A 23,125-nucleotide genomic window follows, 5' to 3' on the forward strand; every position below is an offset into this window, starting at 1 on the left:
TCGACCCGGCTTGGCGAGCGACACCTCAGGAGCTCAGGTGAATTCGGCCCACAATCCCACCTACGACGCCGCGCTCGCGGCGAAGTTTGCCAGCGCGGCGCGCCACAGCCGTCTGGTGCGGATTCTGCGGGTCGGGGTCCCCGCGACAGTGGTCGTGGCCATGGCCGTGATTATCTACATCGCGTTCTTCAACAAGTTCAGGATTCCGGAGCTGCCGCTCACGGTCGAAAACATGGTGGTGTCGGGCACCAAGATCACGATGGAATCGCCGCATCTGTCCGGCTTCACGCCGGATCGGCGGCCCTACGAGCTCTGGGCCAAGACCGCGACGCAGGACATCACCGATCCCGATCATGTCGATCTCAACGACCTGCGCGCGAAAGTGCTGATGGAGGATCAATCCACCCTGTTCCTCGATGCCCGCACCGGCCGCTTCGACAACAAGCAGCAGCAGCTCGACCTGCACAAGGACATCTTTCTGCGCACCTCCACCGGCTATGAGGCGCGGCTGAACTCCGCCTTCGTCGACATGAACAAGGGCACGGTCTCCTCGGACGAGCGTGTCGACGTCAAGCTGACCAACGGCACGCTGACCGCCGATCGCTTGCGAATTACGGAAGGCGGCGACGTCATCCGTTTCGAAGGCAATGTGGTGATGCATCTGGACAAGCTGGACGACCCTGCCGCCGCACAGCCTGCGCCGGTCGAGCCCGCGCCGCCGGCAAAGACACGTACGCCTCAGAACAAGTCTGCCAACACAAGATGATTTTGATGACCGGGATCTTTTCGCGCAGCGACGACAAGCGGTGCGCCATCATCAGCGCGGCTGCATTTGCGGTCGGCATCGCGCTGGTCGCGGGTAGCGCGGCCATCGCGCAGAGCGCGATGCAGGGCGTGCCCAACGCGATGCAGGGCTTTTCGCAGAACCGCGACCAGCCGATCCAGATCGAGGCCGCCTCGCTCGAGATGCGCGACAAGAAGAAGGAGGCGACCTTCGCCGGCAACGTGAAGGTCATCCAGGGCGACACCACCATGACCTCGAAGACGCTGGTGGTGTTCTACGAATCCGGCGGCGACAAGCCCGCCACGCCGCAGCCCGCACCCGCAAAAGGCGCCAAATCTGCGCCGATGCAGTCGGCGCAGCCGGGTCCGGGCGGCAGCTCCTCGATCAAGCGGCTGGAGGCGCGCGGCAATGTCGTGGTCACCCAGAAGGACCAGGTGGTCACAGGCGATACCGCCGTGTTCGACACCAAGACCAATCTCATCACCATGCTCGGCGGCTCCGGTCAGGTGGTCCTGACGCAGTGCAAGAACGTGCTGCGCGGCGACCGTTTGATGGTCGACATGACGACAGGCGTGTCGCGGGTGGAATCCGACAATGGCCGGGTTCAGGCCCTGCTGCCGCAGGGCGGCGGCAGCGATTGCGGCCAGGGGGGCCAGGGCGGCAAGGCCGGCGGGGCGCCGCCACTGCAATTGCCCGGCGCAAGTAAACCGAAATAATTCAACGGCTTGGTTCGGATGCGGCCGAACCGAGGTTGAAGCTTGGCCGGCGAGACTGTATCTAGCGCACAAGGCTTCGAAGCGGGGTTCGCCGCTTTTCGGGCGTGTTTCACTGGGCATGAGACATCCCTTCACTCATGCCGCATCGGCGAATCGAAGGCCGCTGCGGCAGATCGCGCGAATTCGCGCAGGATCGTCGCGAAAGGCTGGAAGGCGGGGATGGTCGATCTCTTCAGCATGTTCCGTCGGCGCCCCGCCAAGCGCGGCCGGCCAGGATTTGCCCGTCAGGACATCACCACGCTCGGTGACGGTGTCGGCGGGCTCGTGACCAGCCCGATCCGCGACGCGCCGCCGATCGCCCGTGACCAGGCGATGCATGCGCCCGGCCAGTTCCAGGGCGACTATCAAGGCGACTACCAGCACGATTATCAACCCGAGCCGCGTCCGCAGCCGGTTCACCCCGTCAGGGCTGCCGGCAAGTCCAATGGCACCGGCGGACCTCAGCTCCTGAAGCGGCCGGGTTTCCTGGCTGTGCATAGCGTGGAAAAGGCCTTCGGCAGCCGGCAGGTGGTACGCGGCGTCAGCATCTATGTGCGCCGCGGCGAAGCGGTCGGCCTTCTCGGCCCGAACGGCGCCGGCAAGACCACCGTGTTCTACATGATCACCGGCCTGATCAAGGCCGATCGCGGCGCGATCGAGCTCGACGGCCACGACGTCACCAGACTGCCGATGTATCAGCGCGCGCGGCTCGGCATCGGCTATCTGCCGCAGGAAGCCTCGATCTTCCGCGGCCTCACCGTCGAGCAGAATATCCGCGCCGTGCTCGAAGTGGTCGAGCCCTCGCGCAAGAAGCGCGAGCAGCAGCTCGACTCCCTGCTCGACGAATTCAACATCACGCGGCTGCGCAAATCGCCGTCGATCGCGCTGTCGGGCGGCGAGCGCCGCCGCGTCGAGATCGCGCGTGCGCTGGCGACGCGGCCGAACTACATGCTGCTCGACGAGCCCTTCGCCGGCATCGACCCGATCGCCGTCGGCGACATCCAGGACCTCGTCCGCCATCTCACCAATCGCGGCATCGGCGTGCTCATCACCGACCACAATGTGCGCGAGACGCTCGGCCTCACCGATCGCGCCTATATCGTCTATGCCGGGGAAATCCTGACCGAGGGGAGCCCGGATGAGATCGTCGCCGATCCGGACGTGCGCCGCCTTTACCTTGGCGAGGAATTCCGCCTCTAGCCCGTTTTTGCGTTTCGTCAAGACATGTACATCGGGCTTGGACTAAGATAAGCAAAAATCGGACCAATTTTTTGGGAACGGTTCTTGCTTCATGGCGCTCACGCAGAGATTAGAGTTCCGGCAATCGCAGTCGCTGGTGATGACGCCGCAGCTGATGCAGGCGATCAAGCTGCTGCAATTGTCCAATCTCGATCTCACGACGTTCGTGGAAGAGGAGCTTGAGCGGAACCCTCTGCTGGAACGGGCCAATGACGAGGCCCCCGCGGGCGAGACCCCCACTGATGCCGGCCCGTACGGCCATGGCGACGAGGCCGGTGGCCAGGGCGAAGGCCAGGGTGACGATGGCTTTGGCGGCAGCGCGGACGGCTTCGAGCCGGGCCAGGACGAATGGATGAGCAAGGATCTCGGCACCCGCGCCGAGATCGAGCAGACCCTGGACACGGGCCTGGACAACGTCTTCTCCGAGGAGCCGGCCGAGGCGGCCGCGCGCAACGCCCAGGACGCCGCGCCGACCACCTACACCGAATGGGGCGGCGGCGCCTCCGGCGACGAGGACTACAATCTCGAAGCCTTCGTGGCCGCGGAGTTGACGCTCTCGGACCATCTTGCCGAGCAGCTCTCGGTGGCCTTCACCGCGCCTGCGCAGCGCATGATCGGCCAGTACCTGATCGACCTCGTCGACGAGGCCGGCTATCTGCCGCCCGATCTCGGCCAGGCCGCCGAGCGTCTTGGCGCATCGCAAGCCGACGTCGAGGGCGTCCTCGCCGTGCTGCAGAAATTCGATCCTCCCGGCATCTGCGCGCGATCCTTGAGCGAATGCCTCGCGATCCAGCTCCGCGAGCTCGACCGCTACGACCCCGCGATGCAGGCTCTCGTCGAGCATCTCGATCTGCTCGCCAAGCGCGACATCGTGGCCTTGCGCAAGATCTGCGGCGTCGACGACGAGGACATCGCCGACATGATCGGCGAGATCCGCCGCCTCAATCCCAAGCCGGGCATGAAGTTCGGCTCGGCGCGTTTGCAGACCATGGTGCCCGACGTCTATGTCCGCCCCGGTCCCGACGGCGGCTGGCATGTCGAGCTCAACAGCGACACCTTGCCGCGCGTGCTGGTCAACCAGACCTACTATTCCGAGCTGTCGAAGAAGGTCGGCAAGGACGGCGACAAGTCCTATTTCACCGACGCGCTGCAGAACGCGACGTGGCTGGTGCGCGCGCTCGACCAGCGCGCCCGCACCATCCTGAAAGTTGCAACTGAGATCGTGCGCCAGCAGGACGGCTTCTTCACCCACGGCGTGGCGCATCTGCGCCCGCTGAATCTGAAGGCCGTCGCTGATGCCATTCAGATGCATGAATCCACGGTGTCGCGCGTCACCGCCAACAAGTACATGGCAACCAATCGCGGCACGTTCGAGCTGAAATATTTCTTCACGGCCTCGATCGCCTCGGCCGACGGCGGCGAGGCGCATTCCGCCGAAGCCGTGCGCCATCACATCAAGCAGCTGATCGATTCGGAAGAGCCCAGCGCGATCCTGTCGGACGACACCATCGTGGAACGCTTGCGCGCCTCGGGCATTGATATTGCCCGCCGCACGGTCGCGAAATACCGCGAAGCCATGCGCATTCCTTCCTCGGTGCAACGCCGCCGCGACAAGCAGAGCGCCCTTGGTAACGTCCTCTCCACCGCCTTGTCCGATCGCTCGCGCAACCCCGAACCGGCCTGATTGCGCTGGCGCGAAATCGCGCTACTCTCGGCTCCCCTTTGCAACCGATCCAGGCACGCGCATGATCCGGAAAAGTGCACAGCGGTTTCCTCTCCCCACCAACGCGGAAAGAGCTCGTGGGGAGATCACGCGCAGGGAACGACTTCAGCTGCGATGACGTCGTCGCAGCTGATGAGCAAAACCAAGCGAGGCATCCATGACTCTTCGGATTTCGGGCAAGAGCATCAGCGTCGGGGAGGCCCTGCGGGGCCGCGTTGCCGATCGCACCGACGAGGTGCTGCGCAAATATTTCGACGGCAATTATTCCGGCCACATCACGCTCAGCAAGGACGGCTTCGGCTTTCGCACCGATTGCGCCCTGCACCTCGATTCGGGGATCACGCTGGAGGCCGATTCGAACGCGCCGGATGCCTATGCCAGCGCCGACCAGGCGCTGGTGATGATCGAGAGGCGGCTGCGCCGCTACAAGAACCGGCTCAAGGACCGCTCCGCCCGCAAGGCCCATGTCGCCTCCGAAGCGCTGGCGGCGCTCGACGCGACGGCCTACGTGCTCGAGGCGCCCGGAGAGGGCGAAGAGGAAGTCACCGGCTACAGCCCCGTGATCATTGCGGAGCAAACCACGTCGTTGAAACAGCTTTCGGTCAGCGAGGCGGTCATGGAACTCGACCTCAGCGGCGCACCTTGCCTGGTATTCCAGCATGGCTCTTCGGGCCGGGTGAACATCATTTACCGCCGGGCGGACGGCAATGTCGGCTGGATCGACCCGCCGGGGGCCAAGGCGGACGGCAAGGTCGACGGCAAGGCGGGCGGTTAGGCCGAGGCGGGGGGTCCGTACGATCCCGGCCCTTAACAATGACCGTGGCAAAGCCGCACGCGGGAGTTGGCACCGGGATTGCGTTGGAGTAGAAGCCCCCCACATCTGGATTGGGCTAAGTCCACCTCCTGCTTCATGTTATTGACGCCGGCCCAGCTTGGTCTATCAAGCGGGCCAAATCGGAACCTGACGGTTTAATTCACCTCGGAAAGCCTCCATGCCGATTACCGATCTGGTCGCACCCGAGGCGATTCTCCCGGCATTGAAGGTCAACAGCAAGAAGCAGGCCTTGCAGGAGCTCGCGGCCAGGGCCGCCGAGCTGACCGGGCAGAACGAGCGCTCGGTGTTCGAGGTGCTGCTGCAGCGCGAGAAGCTCGGCACCACCGCGGTCGGCTATGGCGTCGCCATTCCGCACGGCAAGCTGCCCAAGCTCGAAAAGATCTTTGGCCTGTTCGCGCGGCTCGATCGCCCGATCGATTTCGAGGCGATGGACGGCCAGCCGGTCGATCTGGTCTTCCTGCTGCTCGCCCCCGAAGGCGCCGGCGCCGATCACCTCAAGGCCCTCGCCCGCATCGCCCGCCTGCTCCGTGACCAGGACATCGCCAAGAAGCTCCGCGCCTCGCGCGACGCCCAGGCGATCTATTCGGTGCTGGCGCTGCCGCCGGCGACTGCGGCGTAGCGCCGACTCCACCGCCTCACACCGTGACGATCGAGACTCTCTGTTGAGGCGTTGAACTCTCAGCGTCGTCATGCACGGGCAAGCCCGGGCATGACGACGAACTTTTCGAAGCCGCTCACAACGAAAACGGGCACGCCTTCCTGCGAAGTCATGCCCGATCGAATTGCTTCCTGCGAAGCGCGTGCTCAGCGCACGCTTATCGCTCATTGCTCCAGGCCTTGGCTGCAGCGGCTTCGCGGCGTGCGCGACCGGCTAATCCGAAAGCCGCTCCAGCACGTCGCGCATCAGCCCTTGCAGGAGATCGAGCTTGTAGGCCGTCATCGGCAATGGTTGGGCGCCCAAGGTCGCCGCTTTCGCCGCTTCTGCGATCGATGCCGCATTGACAATCTTGCCACCGAGCGCGACTTCCGCGGCGGTGAGGCGAAGCGGCACGGGCGCGACGCCGCCTGCAGCGAGACGCACGAGCTGGAACTTGCCGTCGGCGATCACGGTGCGGGCGCAGAGTTCCACCAGCGGCCATTCCGCATAGGTCCGGCTGATCGCCCGCTTGTAGGAAGCGCGCTCGCCCTCAATCGGAGCAGGAAGCGCGATGCTTTTGATCATCTCGCCTGCTGCGAGTGTATGATCGGCGTGCGCGACCGAGCCGTCGCCGAGCAGGCCGGCAATCGTCAATCCGCTGCGCCGGTCCGTGGTGATGGTCGCATCATAGGCGAGCAGCGCCGCCGCCATGGTCGAGGGATGCGGCGCGACGCAGTCGCCGAGATCGAAGGCAACGCCATAGAGATGATTGCCTGACCGGGCAGGGCAGGTGCTACCGCTTTTCTTCAGGCAATCGATGTCGGCCCGGCGGAAATACCAGCAGCGCGACCGTTGCGCGAGATTGCCGCCGAGCGTTGCAACCTGGCGCACCTGTGGCGTCGCGAGGCCATGCGCGCTCGCCGCAATACCGGGATAGGCAGCGGCGATGCGCGCGTCCGTCGCGATCGTGGCGATGGTGGTAAGCGCGCCGATCTGGGCTGCTCCGTCGGCGTCCCAGGTGATCGTCTTGTCGCCGGTGGCCGAAATATCGATCGGCGTTCCCTGCGACACGCCGCTGCGGCGGCGTTCGCTGAAGTCGGTGCCTCCGGCGCGGAATTCAGGCGTGGGATTTGCGGTCGTGACGGCGACACTCATGCTGCATCCCTCCCTTTCAGCGCGGCCATCAGACGATCGGGCCGGAACGGAATTTCGGTCAGTCTCACGCCGATCGCATCGCGGATGGCGTTGGCGATCGCGGGCGAGGTCGGCACGGTGGCGACTTCGCCGATGCCGACGCTGCCGCCCGGCACATGCTCGAAACCGGCCTCGTCGAAATGCACTTCCAGTCTTGGCATGTCCCCAATCCCCGGAATGCGATAATCCTCCATGCTGCCGCTCAGGATGTGGCCGCTCAAAGGATCGGTCTCCCGCGACTCATAGAGTGCGTAGCCGATGCCCTGGATCACCGCGCCCGCGGCCTGGCTTCGCGCCAGCGCCGGCGCGGCGAGCTTGCCGATCGCGAGGCCCGTATAGGCGTTGAGCACGCGCACATGGCCGAGCCAGGTATCGACCTCGACTTCCATCACCTGCACCGAGCTCGGCACTCCGGCGCCGACCACCATGTGGTTCATCAGACGCAGCACCCAACCGAACACCCGGCCCATGATGCCCGCCTCGTGCAGCGCAGGCCTGACGCCGGGCGGCGGTTTGCCGTCCTCCTGGCGTCTTGCCGACACGGCGATGTCGGGAGAAGCCGCGATCATCTCGCGCCACGGCGCGTTCGAGCCCGGAGCAGGTGTGCGAGACGCAGTGCGCCTGATTTCCGCTTTCAGCTTGTCGATGGCAAGCAAGGTCGGCGGCACTACCGAGGCGGTGACGCGGCTGCCGCCGGAGCCCGGTCCGGGGGGCAGGTTGGAGCGGCCGATGCGAACTTCCACGTCCTGCGGCTCGAGATCGAACGCCTTCGCGACGGTGTTAGCGATCACGCTGCGCGTGCCCGTGCCGATATCCTGTACCGCGCAGCTTGCGACGATGCGGCCGCCCTTGATCGCAAGTTCGACCGAGGAGCCGGTCTGCCAGAGATAGAGCCAGTAGCCGGTTGCAACGCCGACGCCGCGCCGGTAGCGGCCAGTTTGCGAGACTGCCGGCTTGCGGTTCTTCCAGACGTCGAGCCCGGCAGCCCAGTCGTACAATCGCTGGCGGTTGGGATCTGAGTCCCAGAGCTTGCGCAGGTGAATCGGATCGACCTTCATGCGCAGCGCCGCTTCGTCGACCGCCTGCTCCAGCGCAAACGACATCGGCGGACCGCCGGGGCCGCGGAACGGCGCGCCGGGCGGCAAATTGCTGAGCACGTCGAAGTCGACGAGTTCCTTTGCTTCGGCCGGATAGATCAGCCGCGCCAGGCCGGCGATCAGCGAGTTCACGGCGGCGCCGGTATCGGCATGGGCGGTGAGCGACAGCGCCTTGAGGCGGCCTTCCGCCGAAGGCAGCAAGGACAGCTTCAGCTCGGCGGCCGGACGATAGCCGGCGACGGAAAGCTCCTCTTCACGATCGAAGGTGACGCGCACTGGCGCCTTCGCGGCGCGCGCAAGCTCGATCGCGGCGATGGTCTCCAGCCCAACGCTGCCCTTGGAGCCGAACCCGCCGCCGACATGGTCGGCGATCACACGTACCTTGTCGTGCGGAAGGCCATAACGCTTGGCGATCTTCTCCATGCTCTCGTGAATGGCCTGGGTCGAGATGTGCACGGTGAGCTGGTCGCCATCGAACCTAGCCACGGCGGCATGTGGTTCGAGGCTTGCGTGCTGTTGCGTCGAGACGCGAAAGGTCTCCTCGACAAGTAGCGGATTGCGTTGCTGGCGCGCTTCGTCAAGCCAGCTCTTGGCCTGCCTGGCCTTCTGCGAGAACGGTGCCGAAGGCCCGCGCACATTGCCCTTCCACGACACCGGAGCGCCGCCGGCGCCCTCGGACACGTTGCCGGCACGCTTGCGGTCCTTCTTTTCGAACACGACGGGCGCATCGTCGCGTCGCGCTGCATCGAGTCCGATCACCGCGGGCAAAGGCTCGGGCTTGAAGCTGATCGCGGCGATTGCCTTCAGTGCGGTGCGGCGATCCGTGGCCGCGACGGCTGCAATCGGCGCGCCGACGAAGCGGACCATGTTGTCATCGTCGAGCAGCGGAACGACCGCGGCAACACCGGCAATGGCGCGCGCCGGCGCCAGATCAAGCCCGGTGATCCTCGCATGCGCGAGGTGCGCGCGCAGGATGACGCCTTCGAGCTGGCCGTCATGGTGGATGTCGACAGTGTAGCGAGCCAGTCCCGTCACCTTGTCGCGGGCTTCCAGCCGCGGCGCGATGGGATCGTTGCCGTCGAAGCGGCCCGAGCATGCTTCGGCGACGGCGCGATAGATGCCTTCATAGGCGCCGCAGCGGCAGAGATGTCCCGATAGCGCGGCGGCGATCTCCTCGCGCGAGGGTGTCGCCGCGCCCTTGGTCGCGCGCCAGCTGTCATGGAAGGCGGTGGCTTCGACGACAAAGCCCGGCGTGCAGAAGCCGCATTGCAGGGCGTCGTGCGCCATGAACGCCTTCTGCACCGGATGCAATCCGGCTGCTCCGACGCCCTCGATGGTCGTCAGCGATTTGTCGGCGGCCGCCTGTGCCGGCAACAGGCAGCTCACGACGGGCGTGCCGTCGAGCAGCACGGTGCAGGCGCCGCAGACGCCGGAGCCGCAGACGAGTTTGGTGCCGGTGAGGCCGCCATCGCGGATCACGTCGATCAGGAGCGCATCCGGATCGTCGGGTAGCACCAGAGGCCGTCCATTGATGGTCGTGGTGGTCATTTTCGAACTCCCGTTTTGCGTAGGGACTTCTTTGCAGACGGCGCCATCGCGCCGGCGATCAGCATGCGCAGCATGGTCTCGAGCTGTTTCAGGAACGCCTCGACCGGCTGCATGGAAGGGAAAGCGGATTTGGTGCCGTGGATCGCCATCTCGACGCAGCGCGCGAGCTCGCGAACGCTGACGCCGCTTTCGAGCGTGAGCTTTCGCTTGCGGCACACCCGCGCGATCGTGGTTGCGATCTCGTCGGCGAAACGGTTGGAATAGCTCTGATAGAGGTCGCGCGCCTGCGCGAGGTGCTCGGAAAACAGCTCCTCGGTATGGGGCGAGTCCTTGAGCGAAGCGAGCAGCGACTGCATTCGCGCACCGATCTCGGCGACCAGGATGTCGGCAAGCTCGAGGCCCGCTTCTTCCGCAGCCTTCGCTGCCGCGATTTCGGCAGCGAGCCCCTGCTCGTAGAGCCGCTCGAGCACGGCGCGAAACAGCGCCTCCTTGGAGGCGAAGTGATGATAGAGCGCCTGCCGCGTCAGTCCGGCTTCCGCCGCCGCCTGCTCGATCGAGGAGCGGCGGAAGCCGTGGCGCCGGAACACGCGCATGGCGGCGTCGAGGATCCGGTCCTGGGGAGGGGCCTTGGCCTGCATTTTGTCAGATTTGACAAACACGAACGAAATGTCAAATCACGGATTGATGACGGTCTCCTGCACGCAAGAGCCAAGGCCGCCCCCGCACGCGGGCGGCGACATCGCCGAATTCCCTTTGGCTGGCGATGGTGATGCGAAAACACCACCTCCAAATGCAAACGGGCACGCCTTCGTGCGAAGGCATGCCCGCTTGAAACCCTATCCGTGCGACGTGCGTGCGCTCAGTGCACGCTGACGGCTTGCAGCTCGTTGCTCCAGGCGTTGGCGACCGCGGCTTCGCGGCTGTCGGTCAGCATGATCGGCGTGCCGTCGGCGGCATGGAGCGCGAAGAGCTTGAGGCCCGGCGCGATTTTCGGCGCTTCGGGAAACAGGCCCGGCACGTCTTCCGAGCGGATCTGCTTCACATAGGCGATATGGCCTTCGCCGAGGGTTGCCAGCGTCTCCGGGGAGACGTTCTTGGCTTCGTATTCGAACGCAACGTGACCTTCACTCATGGTCTCGACTCCTCTGGAACACTAAGCGGTCGAGTCCGCTACTCGTTCCATTATTCGTGCTCATTGATAGCGATTGTCTTAACGATCCTTTCCGGTTCAGGCCGGGCCAGATCGATCGACAACAGCCCGTTCTTCAGATCCGCACCCAGCACCAGCATCCCCTCCGCCAGCACGAAGGTGCGCTGGAAGTGGCGCGCGGCGATGCCGCGATGGATGTATTGCCGGGACTTGTCGTCCTGCTGCCGCCCGCGGATCACGAGCTGGTTTTCCTCAATGGTTACATCGAGTTGGTCGCGCGTAAATCCGGCGACCGCCAGCGTGATGCGCAAGCGCTCGGGTTGGCCGTCCGATCGGTCGCACCTCTCGATATTGTAGGGAGGGTAGCCGTCGGCGCCTTTGACGACGCGATCGAGCACGCGCTCAATCTCGTCGAAGCCCAGAAGGAACGGACTGGATAACGTGGGAACACGAGACATAGTTTACAAAGTCCTCGCAGAAGCGACTTTGGTGTGTCGGGGCCCGCAAGAGGCGCCCCTTGATCAGCAATATGGGCATGTTCCCGTGTGGGTTCAAGCAGGTAGCCGGGAAGCTGTGGATGCGCGATTCAGCCGCAACGCGGCCACCAACCGCACCAGGCGCGTCTGGATCGTCATGGTCGGGCATGCGAAAACGCCGTGCGATTTATCCCAATGAAAACAAGCCCCCTCCTACTGTGCATGGGGTTGTTTTCGCGGTTTCTGTTATCCGGCCCTTCGGGACCGGTCAGGCCTCAAGCCGCTTGCGCCCGTCGCCGCTGAACAAATGCAGCTTGTTGCGCACCGCCGCGACCCGGATTTTCGCGCCGATGGCGGGGGCCTCGGTTCCGGGAATGCGGACGATGATCTCGCCGGGCGGCAGCTCGCCGGGGGTGGCGGCGACGTGCTGCTCTTCCTGCTCGCGGCAGCCGTAGACGAAGGTTTCGGCGCCGACGCGCTCGATCGCTTCCACGGTCAGCGGCAAGGCGACGCCGCCGGCCGGGGTCTGGTCGGTGATGACGAAGTCTTCGGGGCGGATACCGAGGATGCCGGCGTCGGCCGCCGCGCTGCCGGCGAGCTGCGAGCGGATCTCCTCGGGCCGCGTCGACATCAGGTTCATCGGCGGTGCGCCGATGAAGGAGGCGACGAAGGTGGTCGCCGGCTTCTCGTAGATCGCAAGGGGATTGCCGACCTGCTCGACCTGGCCGCCGTTCATCACGACCAGAATGTCGGCGAGCGTCATGGCTTCGAGCTGGTCGTGGGTGACGTAGATCGACGTGGTGTTGAGCCGGCGCTGCAATTTGCGGATCTCGACCCGCATCGCGATGCGCAGCTTGGCGTCGAGGTTCGACAGCGGCTCGTCGAACAGGAACACCTTCGGCTGGCGCACGATGGCGCGGCCCATGGCGACGCGCTGGCGCTGGCCGCCCGAGAGCTGGCGCGGCTTGCGCTCCAGCATCGATGTCAGCTCGAGGATGCGCGCGGCTTCGTCGACGCGGGTCCTGATCTCGGCTTCCGCCATGCCGCGGTTGCGCAGGCCATAGGCCATGTTGTTGTACACGCTCATATGCGGATAGAGCGCATAGTTCTGGAACACCATCGCGATGTCGCGATCGGCCGGCTCGATTCCGTTGACGATGCGGCCGCCGATGTCGATCTCGCCGCCGGTGACGGTCTCGAGGCCCGCGACCATGCGCAGCAAGGTGGACTTGCCGCAGCCGGAGGGGCCGACCAGCACGCAGAACTGTCCGTCGCCGACATCGACGTCGACGCCCTTGATGGCTTCGAAGCCGCCGGGATAGGTTTTGCGGACGTTGCGCAGGGTGACATTAGCCATGGGATCTTCCGGCGAATAGCGAACAGGGAATTGCGAATGGGGACTGGTTGGTACGCAAGGCGGACGCAGCGACCCCATTCGCTGCTCGCCAAACACTATTCGCCATCTTCACTTTTCCGTCTCGACCAGACCGCGCACGAACAATTTCTGCATCACGATGACGACGAACACCGGCGGCAGCATCGCCAGCACGGCGGTGGCCATCACGATCGGCCATTCGGTCAGCGCGTCGGTGGTGGTGATCATCTTGCGGATACCGATCTGGATGGTCTGCATGTCGTCGCGCGTCGTGATCAGCAGCGGCCAGAGATATTGATTCCAGCCGAGGATGAACAGGATGACGAACAGCGCCGCCATGTTGGTGCGCGACAGCGGCAGCAGCGTATCCCAGAAGAAGCGCAAGGGGCCGGCACCGTCGATCCGCGAGGCCTCCAGGAGCTCGTCCGGCACGGTCATGAAGAACTGGCGGAACAGCAGCGTCGCGGTGGCCGAAGCGATCAGCGGCAGCGCGAGGCCCGCATAGCTGTCGAGCATGTGCAGGTCGGCGACGATCTTGTAGGTCGGATAGATGCGGACCTCGACCGGCAGCATCAACGTGATGAAGATCAGCCAGAAGATCGGCATGCGGAACGGAAAGCGGAAATACACGATCGCATAGGCCGAGATGATCGAGATCGCGATCTTGCCGACCGCGATCATCAGCGCCATCACCAGAGAGTTCAGCATCATGTTGCCGACCGGCTCGCGGGTCGAGCCGCTCGTGCCGACGAAGATGGTCTGGTAATAGGTCTGGAGGAAATGACCGCCCGGCAGCAGCGACATCTGCCCGTTCGCGATCAGCGCGTTCTCCTGCGTCGAGGCGATGATCGCGATGTAGACCGGGAACGCGACGATCGCGATCCCGATCCAGAGGATGATGTAGGCGACGTAGCGCCGAAAGCCCTCTTCCTCCACCATCAGTACGTCACCTTGCGTTCGACGAAGCGGAACTGGATTCCGGTGAGCACGATGACCATGACCATCAGGACCACCGATTGCGCCGCCGAGCTGCCGAGATTGCCGCCGAGCAGGCCGTCGGAATAGACCTTGTAGACCAGCGTCTCCGTCGACTTGCCGGGGCCGCCGCGGGTCATGGTGTCGATGATGCCGAAGGTGTCGAAGAAGGCGTAGACGATGTTGACGACCAGCAGGAAGAAGATGGTCGGCGACAGCAGCGGGAAGGTCACGGTCCAGAACCTTCGCATCGGACGGGCACCGTCGATCGCGGCGGCCTCGAGCACGCTGCGCGGAATGCTCTGCAGGCCGGCGAGGAAGAACAGGAAGTTGTAGGAGATCTGCTTCCAGGCGGCGGCGAGGATGATCAACGCTGCGGCCTGATCACCGTCGAGCAGCGGATTCCAGTCGATGCCGAGGCCGCGCAGATATCGCGAGAGCACGCCGAGCGAGGGATGCAGCATGAAGATCCAGAGCACGCCGACCACGGGCGGCGCCACCGCATAAGGCCAGATCAAGAGCGTGCGGTAGAGCATTACGCCGCGCAGCGGCTTGTCCGCCATCACGGCGAGCAGCAGTGCAAAGGACAGCGACGAGACCGCGATCGCGAACGAGAAGAAGAAGGTGCGCAGGATCGCCTCGAAATAAGCGGGATCGCTGAACAGCTCGACGTAATTCTCGAACCAGACGAAGGTGGTCGACAGACCGAAGGCGTCCTGCAGCAGGAAGGACTGGATCACGGCCTGCAGGGCCGGCCAATAGAAGAAAATCAGGACGATCGCGAGCTGCGGCGCAACCAGCGCGTACGGCAACAGCTTCGATTGGAAAATGGCTTGCTTTTGCATGATGCCCCGGAGCGGCAGGCCGGGTTCACCGGCCTGCCGCTGATCGCCTTACTTGACGGCGGTCTTTTCGAACTGGCGCAGCATGGTGTTGCCGCGCTCGACCGCTGCGTCCAGCGCCTGCTTGGCGGTCTTCTTGCCGGCGAGCGCCTGCTCGATCTCCTCCGACCAGACGTCGCGGAGCTGGACCATGTTGCCAAGGCGCAGGCCGCGCGAATTCTCGGTCGGCTCCTTGTTGGTCAGCTCAAGCAGCGGGGTCTCGAGATAGGGTTGATCCTTGTAGAAGCCCTCGGCCTTGGCCTTCTCGTAAGCCGCCTTGGTGATCGGCAGATAGCCCGAGGCCTTGTGGATGTAGACCTGGCGATCGGTGTCGGAGAGGAAGGACAGGAACTTCGCCACGCCCTTGTATTCGTCGGCGGACTTGCCGCCCATCACCCAGAGCGAGGCGCCGCCGATGATCGAGTTCTGCGGCGCGTCCTTGACGTCAGGATAATACGGCATCGGCACCGCGGTGAAGTTGAACTTGGCCTGCGCCTTGACGTTGCCGAAGAACGCCGACGAGGTCAGGTAGAGCGGGCATTCGCCGGAAGTGAAGCGGCCTTCGCCGGTGTTGGTACGGCCGGCGTAGTCGTAGGTCTTGTCCTTCTGCAGCTCGACCAGCTTCTCGAGGTGCTTGACCTGGAGCGGGCCGTTGAACGTGAGCACGGTGTCGAAGCCGTCGAGGCCGTTGGCCTTGGTCGAGAGCGGCACGTTGTGCCAGGCCGAAAGCTGCTCGAGATTGACCCATGTCACCCACGAGTTGGAGAAGCCGCAGGTCGCATGACCGTTGTCATGCAGCTTCTTGGCCGCGGCGAACACTTCGGGCCAGGTCTTCGGGATCTCGACATTGGCCTTCTTCAGCTCGTCGAGGTTGACCCACATGACGGTCGACGACGAGTTGAAGGGGAACGACAGCATCTCGCCCTTGGAGGTCGAGTAATAGCCCGTGATCGCGGACAGATAGTTCTTCGGATCGAACTTCTCGCCGGCGTCGGCCATCAGCTTGTAGACGGGTTTCACGGCGCCGGTCGCGGCCATCATGGTCGCGGTGCCGACTTCGAACACCTGCATGATGTGCGGGGCGTTGCCGGCGCGGAACGCCGCGATGCCCGCATTCATCGTATCGGGGTAGTTGCCCTTGTAGGTCGGGACCACCTTGTAGTCGGTCTGCGAGACGTTGAAGTCGCTCGCGAGCTTGACGATGACGTCGTTGTTGGCGCCGGTCATCGCGTGCCACCACTGGATTTCAGTCACGGCCAAAGCCGGCGACGCCGTCATGCCAATCGTGAGTGCAAATGCGGCAGCCGCGCCAAAGTGTCGAAGAGCCATCAAGAAAACCTCCCTTGCCCGTCAATGAAGAGGCGCTTGCGCTAGCAGCGCCATATGACGTTCACATGACTGTGTAAGCGGCCGATACGAAAGCGGCAAGCGCTGGAGAAGGGAAGCCGTCAAATAGGCGAAGACGCCGCGCTGCACGCGAGTGGTCGCGCCGCAGTGCGGCATCGGTTGATGTGAGCTTGGCGACCAGCCGCGGGCTCGAACACCTCTCCCGCCTGCGGGAGAGGTCGCGCCGAAGGCGCGGGTGAGGGTCTATCCTCTGGGGGATTGTCCCGTCGCGGAGACACCCTCTCCCCAGCCCTCCCCCGCAAGCGGGGGAGGGAGCGCACCTGCGGCGACGCTCGATCCCGGTCTTATCTCAGCGCTTGCGCTCGGGGCCGCAGACCGTGCCGTTTTCGACCATCGCGTCGATCTCGGCCTTGGCGTAGCCGAACTCGCCGAGCACCTCGGCTGCGTGCTGACTGAATTTCGGCGGCAGCCGGCGCAGGCTCGGCTTTGAGCGATCAAGCCGGATCGGCGAGGCGACGCCCTTGTACCAGTCCTTCTCGATGATATCGCCGCGCGCGATCGTGTGCGGGTTGGTCAGCGCCTGGTCGATCTTCTGCACGGGCCCTGCGGGCAGGCCCGCGGCGAGCAGGCGATTGCACAGCGGCTCGGCTTCGTGCTGGCTGAACACGGCGGCGAGCTCGGCGCGCAACGCCTCGCGATTGGCGATGCGGTCCTTGTTGCGGGCAAAGCGCGGATCGGTGCCGAGCTCCGGCTTGCCGATCTCCTTGCAGAGCTTGCGGAAGGTGCCGTCATTGCCGACACCGATGAAGATGTTGTCGGTCTTCGTCGGGAAGATCGCGTAAGGCACGAGGTTGGGGTGCTCGTTGCCGGTGAGCGACGGCGGCTTGCCATGCATGAAATAATTCGCGGTGTGCGGATGCATGATGGCAAGGCCCGTCTCGTACAGCGTCGTCTCCAGGAACTGGCCCTGGCCCGAACGCTGCCGCTCCGACAGCGCCATCAGGATGCCGATCGCCGCATAGAGTCCGGTGGTGATGTCGACCAAGGGCACGCCGATCCGCATCGGCCCGCTCTCGGGCGAGCCGGTCGCGGCGATCATGCCGGTCATGGCCTGGATGATGGCGTCGTAGCCGGGATTGCCGCCGCGCGGACCGTCGGCACCGAAGCCGCAGATCCGGCAATGCACGAGGCGCGGGAATTTCTTGCTGAGGACGTCGTTGCCGATGCCCCATTTCTCCAGCGTGCCCGGCTTGAAATTCTCGATCAGGACGTCGGCGGTCTCCAGCATCTTGAGCAGCACGACGCGGCCGCCCTCGGAGGCGAGGTCGAGGCCGATCGAGCGCTTGTTGCGATTGATGCCGACGAAATAGGCCGCGTCCTCCTCGTGGAAGGGAGGGCCCCATTCACGCACCTCGTCGCCGGCGGGCGGCTCGACCTTGATCACGTCGGCGCCATGGTCGGCGAGGATCTGGGTGCAATACGGGCCGCCGAGCACGCGCGTGAGATCGATGACGCGCAGTCCGCTCATGGCACCTGTGGCGGCTTCAGAACTCATGCCTTCGCTTCCCTGTATCGACGTTTGATCACAGGCCTAGCGAGGTTTGCAGGGAGCAGCAATGGCTCCCGGCGTAGGGCCGCATGCGCCCGCCGTTGCGTCAATCCCGCGGCGTGGCAAATGCGGATTCTAGCGGAAGCGGCCGGCCCGAGGGGGATCCCGGGCCAGCCAATCCGCCGTTCGATCAGACGACCGTCAGGCGAACGTCGACATTGCCGCGGGTGGCGTTGGAATAGGGGCACACCTGGTGCGCCTTCGCGACCAGCGCTTCGGCCTCGGCGCGGGCGAGGCCCGGCAGCGAGACCGCGAGGTCGATATCGAGGCCGAAGCCGCCTTCGGAGCGCGGGCCGATGCCGACGGTCGAGGTGACGGAGGCGTCATTCGGAACCTTCGGGCCGCCCTGCGAGGCCACGAACTTCATCGCGCCGATGAAGCAGGCGGCATAGCCGGCCGCGAACAGCTGCTCGGGATTGTTGCCGGCGCCGCCGCCGCCGCCGAGCTCCTTCGGTGTGGTCAGCTTGACGTCGAGCGTGCCGTCGAGGGTTGCAGCATGGCCGTCGCGGCCGCCGGTGGCCTTGGCGCTGGTCTTGTAGAGCACGTTCACGGACATTGTCGTCTCCCTGGGTTTCGATGGGTGCGGTGTTTATTGCAGACAATTAGATTGCGCGCAATCAAAATTGCCGAGGCTCACATTTAATTGTTCGCAATTGAATGTGCCGCCGCGGGGCGCCACAATGAGACCGACCCCGGGAGATTCTCCATGCCTCGAAAATCAACGGCAGCGGACGCGCCGCTGCGGCTCGACAGCCAGATCTGCTTCGCGGTCTATTCGGCCGCGCATGCCTTCAACCGCGTCTACAAGCCGCTGCTGGACCGGCTCGGCCTGACCTATCCGCAATATCTGGTGATGCTGGTGTTGTGGGAGCGCGACGACGTGCCGGTCAAGGACATCGGCGAGCGACTGTTCCTGGATTCGGGCACGCTGACGCCGCTGCTGAAGCGGCTGGAAGCGGCGCATCTCGTCAAGCGCACGCGCTCCAGCGAGGACGAGCGCCAAGTGTTGATCGCGCTGACGGCGCAGGGCCATGCCTTGAAGGAAAAGGCCCGCAGCGTGCCGCAGTCGATCCTGGCGGCCTCCCACTGCTCGGTGCCGGAGCTGGTCGCGATGAAGGACGAGATCGTGGCGCTGCGGGATCGGCTGAACGCGGTGATCGGGGAGTAGGGGGTTAGAGGCGCTTCTTGGCAAACGCGCGGCCGAACGCTGACTTCAGGTATCTCTCAAACGCGACGGCCTGCTTCGCATTGCTGAACGCGACGTAAGTCTTGAGGCGCCAAGGCCCGAATTTCGAAGTGTGAGGTACCTCGCCGGCATTGTGCTTTGCCCATCGGGCGCGCAGGTCGTCGGTGATCCCGACATAAAAGTGGAGGCGATCGAGGCTTTCTAGAATGTAGACGTACTTCACGGCACGCTCCCCAGTTGTCGAGGAGTTCTTATACCCGCTGCCGTTCTGCTGAAGTCCCGCCTCGCTACCAGACGGCTTGCGAAGCCGAAGCTGCGAACTGGAGGTTTGCGGATGGAGTCCGGCTTCGCCCTTTGGGCTACGCCGCGGCAGCCTTCGCTACGAAAGGGCTTGCCGAGCCGAAGCAGGCGTAGCCTGCGAAGGCTGGTGGAGCCAGGCGGGATCGAACCGCCGACCTCTTGCATGCCATGCAAGCGCTCTCCCAGCTGAGCTATGGCCCCTTAGTCCTTAACGGGGTGAATCTGGTGGATCACCCCAACCGGCGAGTCCTGGCGACTCGCGCGGTGCACCCTTTTTCACAGATCAGGACTGATCTCAAGTCTCTTCATCACCTCCGACATCACCAATGATGTCGGTCACGTCCTCGTCGCCCTCTTCCTCGTCGGCGATGAAGGTCGAATCATCGTCATCGTCGTCGTCGAGGGTCTCGTCGACCTCGATATCGTCTTCGGATTCGGGCACCACGGCCTTGACCTTGCCGGTGTTCTCCTCGGCATCGGCTTCCTCGAGCGAGACCTCTTCGACCTCTGCCGGCTCGGGCGTCGCATCCGCTGTCGCCGCGTGCCGGGCTTCGGCGCCACGGGGCATGCGCGCCGGCGCCACCGGGGCGATCGGCACCACTTCGCCGGTATAGGGCGAGATCACCGGATTCTTGTTGAGGTCATAGAACTTTTTGCCCGTGGTCGGGCAAATACGTTTGGTTCCGAGTTCGGACTTGGCCACGGCAGGAATCCTGGGAATGTCTGAAAAGCGGTGTTTCACTTGGCTAGTTGGCGGCCCGCTGTCAATAGCGCATTACGGGAGAACGACATGCCCGTGACGAGCCACGGACCATGTGGTACCTGCGCCGCAGTCCCCTCAGGGCTCATCCAAGGACACAATCTTGACTCATTCCGACCATCCGAGGCCGCTTCAGTCCCGCGCCAGCGGTCCCCTGACCGGGAAAGTACGGGTGCCCGGCGACAAGTCGATCTCTCACCGCGCGCTGATCCTGGGCGCGCTGGCGGTCGGCGAGACCAGGATTTCGGGCCTGCTGGAGGGCGAGGACGTCCTCAACACCGCCAAATCCATGCAGGCGCTCGGCGCCAGGGTCGAGCGCACCGGCGATTTCGCCTGGAGCGTGAACGGGGTGGGCGTCGCTGGCTTCGCCGCGCCCAAGGCGGCTCTGGATTTCGGCAATTCCGGCACCGGCTGCCGGCTGGTGATGGGCGCCGTCGCCGGCTGCCCAATCTCGGCGATCTTCGACGGCGACGCATCGCTGCGCAGCCGCCCGATGCGCCGGATCCTCGATCCCCTGGAGAAGATGGGCGCGAAGGTCATCTCCGGTGGTGAGGGCGGCCGTCTGCCCCTGACCCTGCAGGGCGCGCGCGATCCGCTGCCGATCACCTACACGACCCCGGTCGCCTCGGCCCAGATCAAGTCGGCGGTGCTGCTGGCGGGCCTCGCTGCACCCGGCACCACGACTGTCATCGAGACCGAAGCCAGCCGCGACCACACCGAGCTGATGCTGAAGCATTTCGGTGCCGACATCTCTTCGGCGCGGGAGGGCGTGCATGGCCGCCGTATCACGCTCAAGGGCCAGCCTGAGCTGCACGGCGCCACTGTGGTGGTGCCTGCCGATCCCTCCTCGGCGGCTTTCCCGGTGGTCGCAGCGCTGATCGTCGAGGGCTCCGATGTCGTCCTGTCCGACGTCATGACCAATCCGCTGCGCACCGGCCTGTTCACCACGCTGCGCGAAATGGGCGCCTCGATCGAGGAAAGCGAGGCGCGCGGGGACGCCGGCGAGCCGATGGCGAAACTGCGGGTGCGGGCCTCGAAACTGCGCGGGGTCGAGGTGCCGCCGGAGCGCGCGCCCTCGATGATCGACGAATATCTGGTGCTGGCGGTGGCGGCCTCCTTCGCCGAAGGCACCACCATCATGCGCGGCCTGCACGAGCTGCGCGTCAAGGAATCCGATCGGCTGGAGGCCACCGCCGCGATGCTGCGCGTCAACGGCGTGAAGGTCGATATCTCCGGTGACGATCTGATCGTCGAAGGCCGCGGTCACGTTCCCGGTGGCGGCACTGTCGCGACCCATATGGACCATCGCATCGCGATGTCCGCGCTGGTGATGGGCTGCGCCTCCGACCAGCCCGTGACCGTCGACGACACCGCCTTCATCGCCACCAGCTTTCCGGACTTCATTCCGATGATGCGTTCGTTAGGGGCCGAGTTTTCATGAGGCCGCGGCCATGAGCGCAGCCCTCGACCGCGAAGCTCTGCTGGATGCTTTCGATTCGATCGGCCGTGCTGCGGCCAATGCCGGAACCAAACTTCAGATTGCGGTTTATGGCGGCTCCGCCCTCATGCTTGCCAGTAATTTCCGCCTTGCGACGGAAGATGTTGACGTCTCTAAGCTCGAGCATCCGCTGCCGGATTGGCTAAAGAAAATAACGGCCGAAATTGCCGCGCGGAATGGATGGGATGCCGATTGGTTCAACGATCACGTCGTGTTTCATCTCAGCCCGCTGGCTGATCGCGCTGCGGATCACCTCGAATTCGGCACCTTCCCGCGTGATGGCACATCACCGGGGCTTGAGGTTTCCGTGCCAACCGCTGCATATCTTTTGGCATTAAAATTGAAAGCGTTCCGCGTGACGGACCCCGTTCGCGGGGAGATGGAACGGCTGGACATTTTGAACTTGATGAAAGTCGTCGGGATCACGACCGTCGAGGAAGCCATCGCTTTGCTCGGCCGATATTTTCCGGTGAGCGCAGCTTCGTCGGAGAAGCAGCGTTTCTTGCTGAAGAACATGGATCCTGAGGGAGGAGCGGATGCGCCCAAATACCCTCGCTGAAGCCGTCGAGCGTATTCGCGCCGGCGCGCCGCAGGATGCGACGTTGGCCGAATTCGTAGACACGTTCGATCTCGCGGGGACCAGCCTCGCTCAGTACGAGACGATCGAGGACGAGCCGGCGTTGACGCAGAACGAACGGCTCGACGCCTTGGTCGGTGCGATCGCCGAATATCTGGCCAAACAACGTCGTCTTGGCCGGGTGCCGGCCTGGGTCTGCGATCCGGCCCGACGCCTTGCCGAGCCATGGTTCACTGCGTCGTCCCCCTCCGACGCGATGCGCGAATATCTCACCTTTGCGAGTCCCGCGGAGTTCGCGTCTCGCAATATCTTTACCGAAGAGCGGCCACTGCGACGCGCACGCGGGCCCCAGACAGCCAAGGTTTGAGCGACATGATCATCGCCATCGACGGGCCCGCGGCCTCGGGTAAGGGGACGCTTGGCAAGCGTCTCGCCCATCATTACGGTTATCGTCATCTCGATACCGGCGTGATCTACCGCGCCGTGGCCTACGCCCTGATGCAATCCGGTCATGATCTCCGCGACGAGGCGGCCGCGGTGCAGGCCGCGCTGGAGCTCGATCCCGAAAAGTTCGGCAATCCCGCGCTGAAGACCCAGAAGGCCGGCGAGGGTGCCTCGATCGTCTCGGCGATCCCCAGGGTTCGCGAGGTCCTGGTCAATTTCCAGCGGCAATTCGCGGCCGATCCGCCCGGCGCCGTCCTGGACGGCCGCGACATTGGAACCGTGATCTGCCCGGATGCCGACGTGAAGATCTTCGTCGTCGCCGACCCCAGGGTCCGTGCCCGCCGCCGCACCATGGAGGCCAGGGCGAGGGGCGAGGAGGCGGACGAGGCCGCGGTGCTCGCCGACATCATCCAGCGCGACGAACGCGACAAGAACCGGCCGATTGCGCCTTTGAAACCGGCCCCGGATGCTTACTTGCTAGATAACTCCCAACTGGATATAGAAGGCGGCGTCCGGGCCGCCATCGACATTATCGAGGCCGTCCGAGCGGGCCGGTCGCGGGGTTAAGCCGCAGCCGTCATTGGAGGAAGTGCCCGCTCCCGCTCTTTGAGGTCGATATGTCAGGCCCCGCGTTTCGGGACCGGCACGATCCAGGCTCCGGACACAAGATTTCCACGTATCGAACGCGCGGGCCTCAGCCGGCCCGCTTCCGCTGTTTCGGCCCCGAGCCGGGGC

24 protein-coding genes and 1 tRNA gene are annotated in these 23,125 nt (G+C 64.7%); 11 read left to right on the forward strand and 14 right to left on the reverse strand.

Translation table 11 applies throughout. The annotated features are described in order from the left end of the window. Positions 1-37: 37 nt before the first annotated feature. The 6 genes from lptC (at position 38) to ptsN (ending at position 5,955) form a co-directional block, all read left to right on the forward strand. The gene (gene lptC, locus D6B98_RS10635) at positions 38-766 is read left to right on the forward strand and encodes an LPS export ABC transporter periplasmic protein LptC (protein WP_126256950.1); all 729 of its coding nucleotides are present in this window, start codon (positions 38-40) and stop codon (positions 764-766) included. Between the two features lie 5 nt (positions 767-771). Then, complete coding sequence (locus tag D6B98_RS10640; RefSeq protein ID WP_164718515.1) at positions 772-1,500, forward strand: LptA/OstA family protein; 729 nt, start codon at positions 772-774, stop codon at positions 1,498-1,500. 219 nt (positions 1,501-1,719) lie between these two features. After that, positions 1,720-2,739: an LPS export ABC transporter ATP-binding protein gene (gene lptB / locus D6B98_RS10645; RefSeq protein ID WP_126256952.1), complete on the forward strand. Its 1,020-nt coding sequence runs from the start codon at positions 1,720-1,722 to the stop codon at positions 2,737-2,739. 91 nt (positions 2,740-2,830) lie between these two features. Next, positions 2,831-4,462: an RNA polymerase factor sigma-54 gene (gene rpoN / locus D6B98_RS10650; protein ID WP_126256953.1), complete on the forward strand. Its 1,632-nt coding sequence runs from the start codon at positions 2,831-2,833 to the stop codon at positions 4,460-4,462. Between the two features lie 196 nt (positions 4,463-4,658). Then, complete coding sequence (gene hpf, locus D6B98_RS10655; RefSeq protein ID WP_126256954.1) at positions 4,659-5,276, forward strand: ribosome hibernation-promoting factor, HPF/YfiA family; 618 nt, start codon at positions 4,659-4,661, stop codon at positions 5,274-5,276. Between the two features lie 217 nt (positions 5,277-5,493). Then, positions 5,494-5,955 (forward strand): PTS IIA-like nitrogen regulatory protein PtsN, encoded by a 462-nt coding sequence (gene ptsN, locus D6B98_RS10660; protein ID WP_014438750.1) that lies wholly within the window; start codon positions 5,494-5,496, stop codon positions 5,953-5,955. Between the two features lie 252 nt (positions 5,956-6,207). On the opposite strand, the gene D6B98_RS10665 is transcribed toward ptsN, so the two are convergent. The 11 genes from D6B98_RS10665 to D6B98_RS10715 form a co-directional block, all read right to left on the reverse strand. Then, positions 6,208-7,128, reverse strand: a complete 921-nt coding sequence (locus tag D6B98_RS10665) for an FAD binding domain-containing protein (protein ID WP_126256955.1) — start codon at positions 7,126-7,128, stop codon at positions 6,208-6,210. Further along, on the reverse strand, positions 7,125-9,812 hold the full coding sequence (locus tag D6B98_RS10670; protein WP_126256956.1) for a molybdopterin-dependent oxidoreductase: 2,688 nt from the start codon (positions 9,810-9,812) through the stop codon (positions 7,125-7,127). The genes D6B98_RS10665 and D6B98_RS10670 overlap by 4 nt, the downstream gene beginning before the upstream one ends. Further along, complete coding sequence (locus D6B98_RS10675; protein WP_245481331.1) at positions 9,809-10,471, reverse strand: TetR/AcrR family transcriptional regulator; 663 nt, start codon at positions 10,469-10,471, stop codon at positions 9,809-9,811. Before D6B98_RS10675 ends, D6B98_RS10670 begins: the two co-directional genes overlap by 4 nt. A 200-nt stretch (positions 10,472-10,671) precedes the next feature. Beyond that, the gene (locus tag D6B98_RS10680) at positions 10,672-10,944 is read right to left on the reverse strand and encodes a BQ00720 family protein (protein ID WP_011083553.1); all 273 of its coding nucleotides are present in this window, start codon (positions 10,942-10,944) and stop codon (positions 10,672-10,674) included. A gap of 50 nt (positions 10,945-10,994) precedes the next feature. Continuing rightward, entirely contained in the window at positions 10,995-11,420 is a 426-nt protein-coding gene (locus tag D6B98_RS10685; protein WP_028133593.1) for an Hsp20 family protein, read from the reverse strand. Between the two features lie 286 nt (positions 11,421-11,706). Continuing rightward, a complete protein-coding gene (locus D6B98_RS10690; protein ID WP_126256957.1) occupies positions 11,707-12,795 on the reverse strand; it encodes a sn-glycerol-3-phosphate import ATP-binding protein UgpC in 1,089 nt (362 codons plus the stop codon). Positions 12,796-12,903: 108 nt separating this feature from the next. Next, positions 12,904-13,752, reverse strand: coding sequence for a sn-glycerol-3-phosphate ABC transporter permease UgpE (ugpE, locus tag D6B98_RS10695; protein ID WP_126256958.1), 849 nt, complete (start codon positions 13,750-13,752; stop codon positions 12,904-12,906). Further along, the gene (ugpA, locus tag D6B98_RS10700; protein ID WP_126256959.1) at positions 13,752-14,633 is read right to left on the reverse strand and encodes a sn-glycerol-3-phosphate ABC transporter permease UgpA; all 882 of its coding nucleotides are present in this window, start codon (positions 14,631-14,633) and stop codon (positions 13,752-13,754) included. The genes ugpE and ugpA overlap by 1 nt, the downstream gene beginning before the upstream one ends. 48 nt (positions 14,634-14,681) lie before the next feature. After that, positions 14,682-15,998, reverse strand: coding sequence for a sn-glycerol-3-phosphate ABC transporter substrate-binding protein UgpB (gene ugpB / locus D6B98_RS10705; protein WP_126256960.1), 1,317 nt, complete (start codon positions 15,996-15,998; stop codon positions 14,682-14,684). A gap of 367 nt (positions 15,999-16,365) precedes the next feature. After that, complete coding sequence (locus tag D6B98_RS10710) at positions 16,366-17,571, reverse strand: CaiB/BaiF CoA transferase family protein (RefSeq protein ID WP_126256961.1); 1,206 nt, start codon at positions 17,569-17,571, stop codon at positions 16,366-16,368. 184 nt (positions 17,572-17,755) lie between these two features. Further along, positions 17,756-18,181, reverse strand: coding sequence for an organic hydroperoxide resistance protein (locus D6B98_RS10715; RefSeq protein WP_126256962.1), 426 nt, complete (start codon positions 18,179-18,181; stop codon positions 17,756-17,758). A gap of 150 nt (positions 18,182-18,331) precedes the next feature. Between D6B98_RS10715 and D6B98_RS10720 the strand changes: the two genes are divergently transcribed. Beyond that, complete coding sequence (locus D6B98_RS10720) at positions 18,332-18,793, forward strand: MarR family winged helix-turn-helix transcriptional regulator (protein ID WP_126256963.1); 462 nt, start codon at positions 18,332-18,334, stop codon at positions 18,791-18,793. Between the two features lie 4 nt (positions 18,794-18,797). Here D6B98_RS10720 and D6B98_RS10725 read toward each other — a convergent pair whose 3' ends face one another. The 3 genes from D6B98_RS10725 to D6B98_RS10735 all read right to left on the reverse strand — a co-directional run bounded on the left by D6B98_RS10725 (position 18,798) and on the right by D6B98_RS10735 (position 19,814). Beyond that, on the reverse strand, positions 18,798-19,034 hold the full coding sequence (locus D6B98_RS10725) for a GIY-YIG nuclease family protein (protein WP_126256964.1): 237 nt from the start codon (positions 19,032-19,034) through the stop codon (positions 18,798-18,800). Positions 19,035-19,236: 202 nt separating this feature from the next. Beyond that, a tRNA-Ala gene (locus D6B98_RS10730) sits at positions 19,237-19,312 on the reverse strand. A 94-nt stretch (positions 19,313-19,406) separates the two neighbouring features. Next, positions 19,407-19,814, reverse strand: coding sequence for a TIGR02300 family protein (locus D6B98_RS10735; RefSeq protein WP_126256965.1), 408 nt, complete (start codon positions 19,812-19,814; stop codon positions 19,407-19,409). 160 nt (positions 19,815-19,974) lie between these two features. Between D6B98_RS10735 and aroA the strand changes: the two genes are divergently transcribed. From aroA to cmk, 4 genes are read left to right on the forward strand one after another with little or no spacing between them, the layout of a single operon-like run. After that, on the forward strand, positions 19,975-21,312 hold the full coding sequence (aroA, locus tag D6B98_RS10740) for a 3-phosphoshikimate 1-carboxyvinyltransferase (protein WP_126256966.1): 1,338 nt from the start codon (positions 19,975-19,977) through the stop codon (positions 21,310-21,312). A gap of 10 nt (positions 21,313-21,322) precedes the next feature. Continuing rightward, the gene (locus D6B98_RS10745) at positions 21,323-21,928 is read left to right on the forward strand and encodes a hypothetical protein (protein WP_126256967.1); all 606 of its coding nucleotides are present in this window, start codon (positions 21,323-21,325) and stop codon (positions 21,926-21,928) included. Then, complete coding sequence (locus D6B98_RS10750) at positions 21,906-22,313, forward strand: hypothetical protein (protein ID WP_126256968.1); 408 nt, start codon at positions 21,906-21,908, stop codon at positions 22,311-22,313. Before D6B98_RS10745 ends, D6B98_RS10750 begins: the two co-directional genes overlap by 23 nt. Positions 22,314-22,318: 5 nt before the next feature. Beyond that, positions 22,319-22,957, forward strand: a complete 639-nt coding sequence (gene cmk, locus D6B98_RS10755) for a (d)CMP kinase (protein WP_126256969.1) — start codon at positions 22,319-22,321, stop codon at positions 22,955-22,957. Positions 22,958-23,125: the final 168 nt, after the last annotated feature.

The sequence above is a fragment of the Bradyrhizobium sp. LVM 105 genome (genome assembly GCF_003957705.1).
GTDB classification, from domain to species: Bacteria; Pseudomonadota; Alphaproteobacteria; order Rhizobiales; family Xanthobacteraceae; genus Bradyrhizobium; species Bradyrhizobium frederickii.

What these genes read in the sequence shown, in the direction of transcription:
- D6B98_RS10640 (WP_164718515.1), top strand. Translation starts at nt 772, where the DNA reads ATGACCGGGATCTTTTCGCGCAGCGACGACAAGCGGTGCGCCATCATC.
- lptB (WP_126256952.1), top strand. Translation starts at nt 1,720, where the DNA reads ATGGTCGATCTCTTCAGCATGTTCCGTCGGCGCCCCGCCAAGCGCGGC.
- rpoN (WP_126256953.1), top strand. Translation starts at nt 2,831, where the DNA reads ATGGCGCTCACGCAGAGATTAGAGTTCCGGCAATCGCAGTCGCTGGTG.
- hpf (WP_126256954.1), top strand. Translation starts at nt 4,659, where the DNA reads ATGACTCTTCGGATTTCGGGCAAGAGCATCAGCGTCGGGGAGGCCCTG.
- ptsN (WP_014438750.1), top strand. Translation starts at nt 5,494, where the DNA reads ATGCCGATTACCGATCTGGTCGCACCCGAGGCGATTCTCCCGGCATTG.
- D6B98_RS10665 (WP_126256955.1), bottom strand. Translation starts at nt 7,128, where the DNA reads ATGAGTGTCGCCGTCACGACCGCAAATCCCACGCCTGAATTCCGCGCC.
- D6B98_RS10670 (WP_126256956.1), bottom strand. Translation starts at nt 9,812, where the DNA reads ATGACCACCACGACCATCAATGGACGGCCTCTGGTGCTACCCGACGAT.
- D6B98_RS10680 (WP_011083553.1), bottom strand. Translation starts at nt 10,944, where the DNA reads ATGAGTGAAGGTCACGTTGCGTTCGAATACGAAGCCAAGAACGTCTCC.
- D6B98_RS10685 (WP_028133593.1), bottom strand. Translation starts at nt 11,420, where the DNA reads ATGTCTCGTGTTCCCACGTTATCCAGTCCGTTCCTTCTGGGCTTCGAC.
- D6B98_RS10690 (WP_126256957.1), bottom strand. Translation starts at nt 12,795, where the DNA reads ATGGCTAATGTCACCCTGCGCAACGTCCGCAAAACCTATCCCGGCGGC.
- ugpE (WP_126256958.1), bottom strand. Translation starts at nt 13,752, where the DNA reads ATGGTGGAGGAAGAGGGCTTTCGGCGCTACGTCGCCTACATCATCCTC.
- ugpA (WP_126256959.1), bottom strand. Translation starts at nt 14,633, where the DNA reads ATGCAAAAGCAAGCCATTTTCCAATCGAAGCTGTTGCCGTACGCGCTG.
- ugpB (WP_126256960.1), bottom strand. Translation starts at nt 15,998, where the DNA reads ATGGCTCTTCGACACTTTGGCGCGGCTGCCGCATTTGCACTCACGATT.
- D6B98_RS10710 (WP_126256961.1), bottom strand. Translation starts at nt 17,571, where the DNA reads ATGAGTTCTGAAGCCGCCACAGGTGCCATGAGCGGACTGCGCGTCATC.
- D6B98_RS10715 (WP_126256962.1), bottom strand. Translation starts at nt 18,181, where the DNA reads ATGTCCGTGAACGTGCTCTACAAGACCAGCGCCAAGGCCACCGGCGGC.
- D6B98_RS10720 (WP_126256963.1), top strand. Translation starts at nt 18,332, where the DNA reads ATGCCTCGAAAATCAACGGCAGCGGACGCGCCGCTGCGGCTCGACAGC.
- D6B98_RS10745 (WP_126256967.1), top strand. Translation starts at nt 21,323, where the DNA reads ATGAGCGCAGCCCTCGACCGCGAAGCTCTGCTGGATGCTTTCGATTCG.
- D6B98_RS10750 (WP_126256968.1), top strand. Translation starts at nt 21,906, where the DNA reads ATGCGCCCAAATACCCTCGCTGAAGCCGTCGAGCGTATTCGCGCCGGC.
- cmk (WP_126256969.1), top strand. Translation starts at nt 22,319, where the DNA reads ATGATCATCGCCATCGACGGGCCCGCGGCCTCGGGTAAGGGGACGCTT.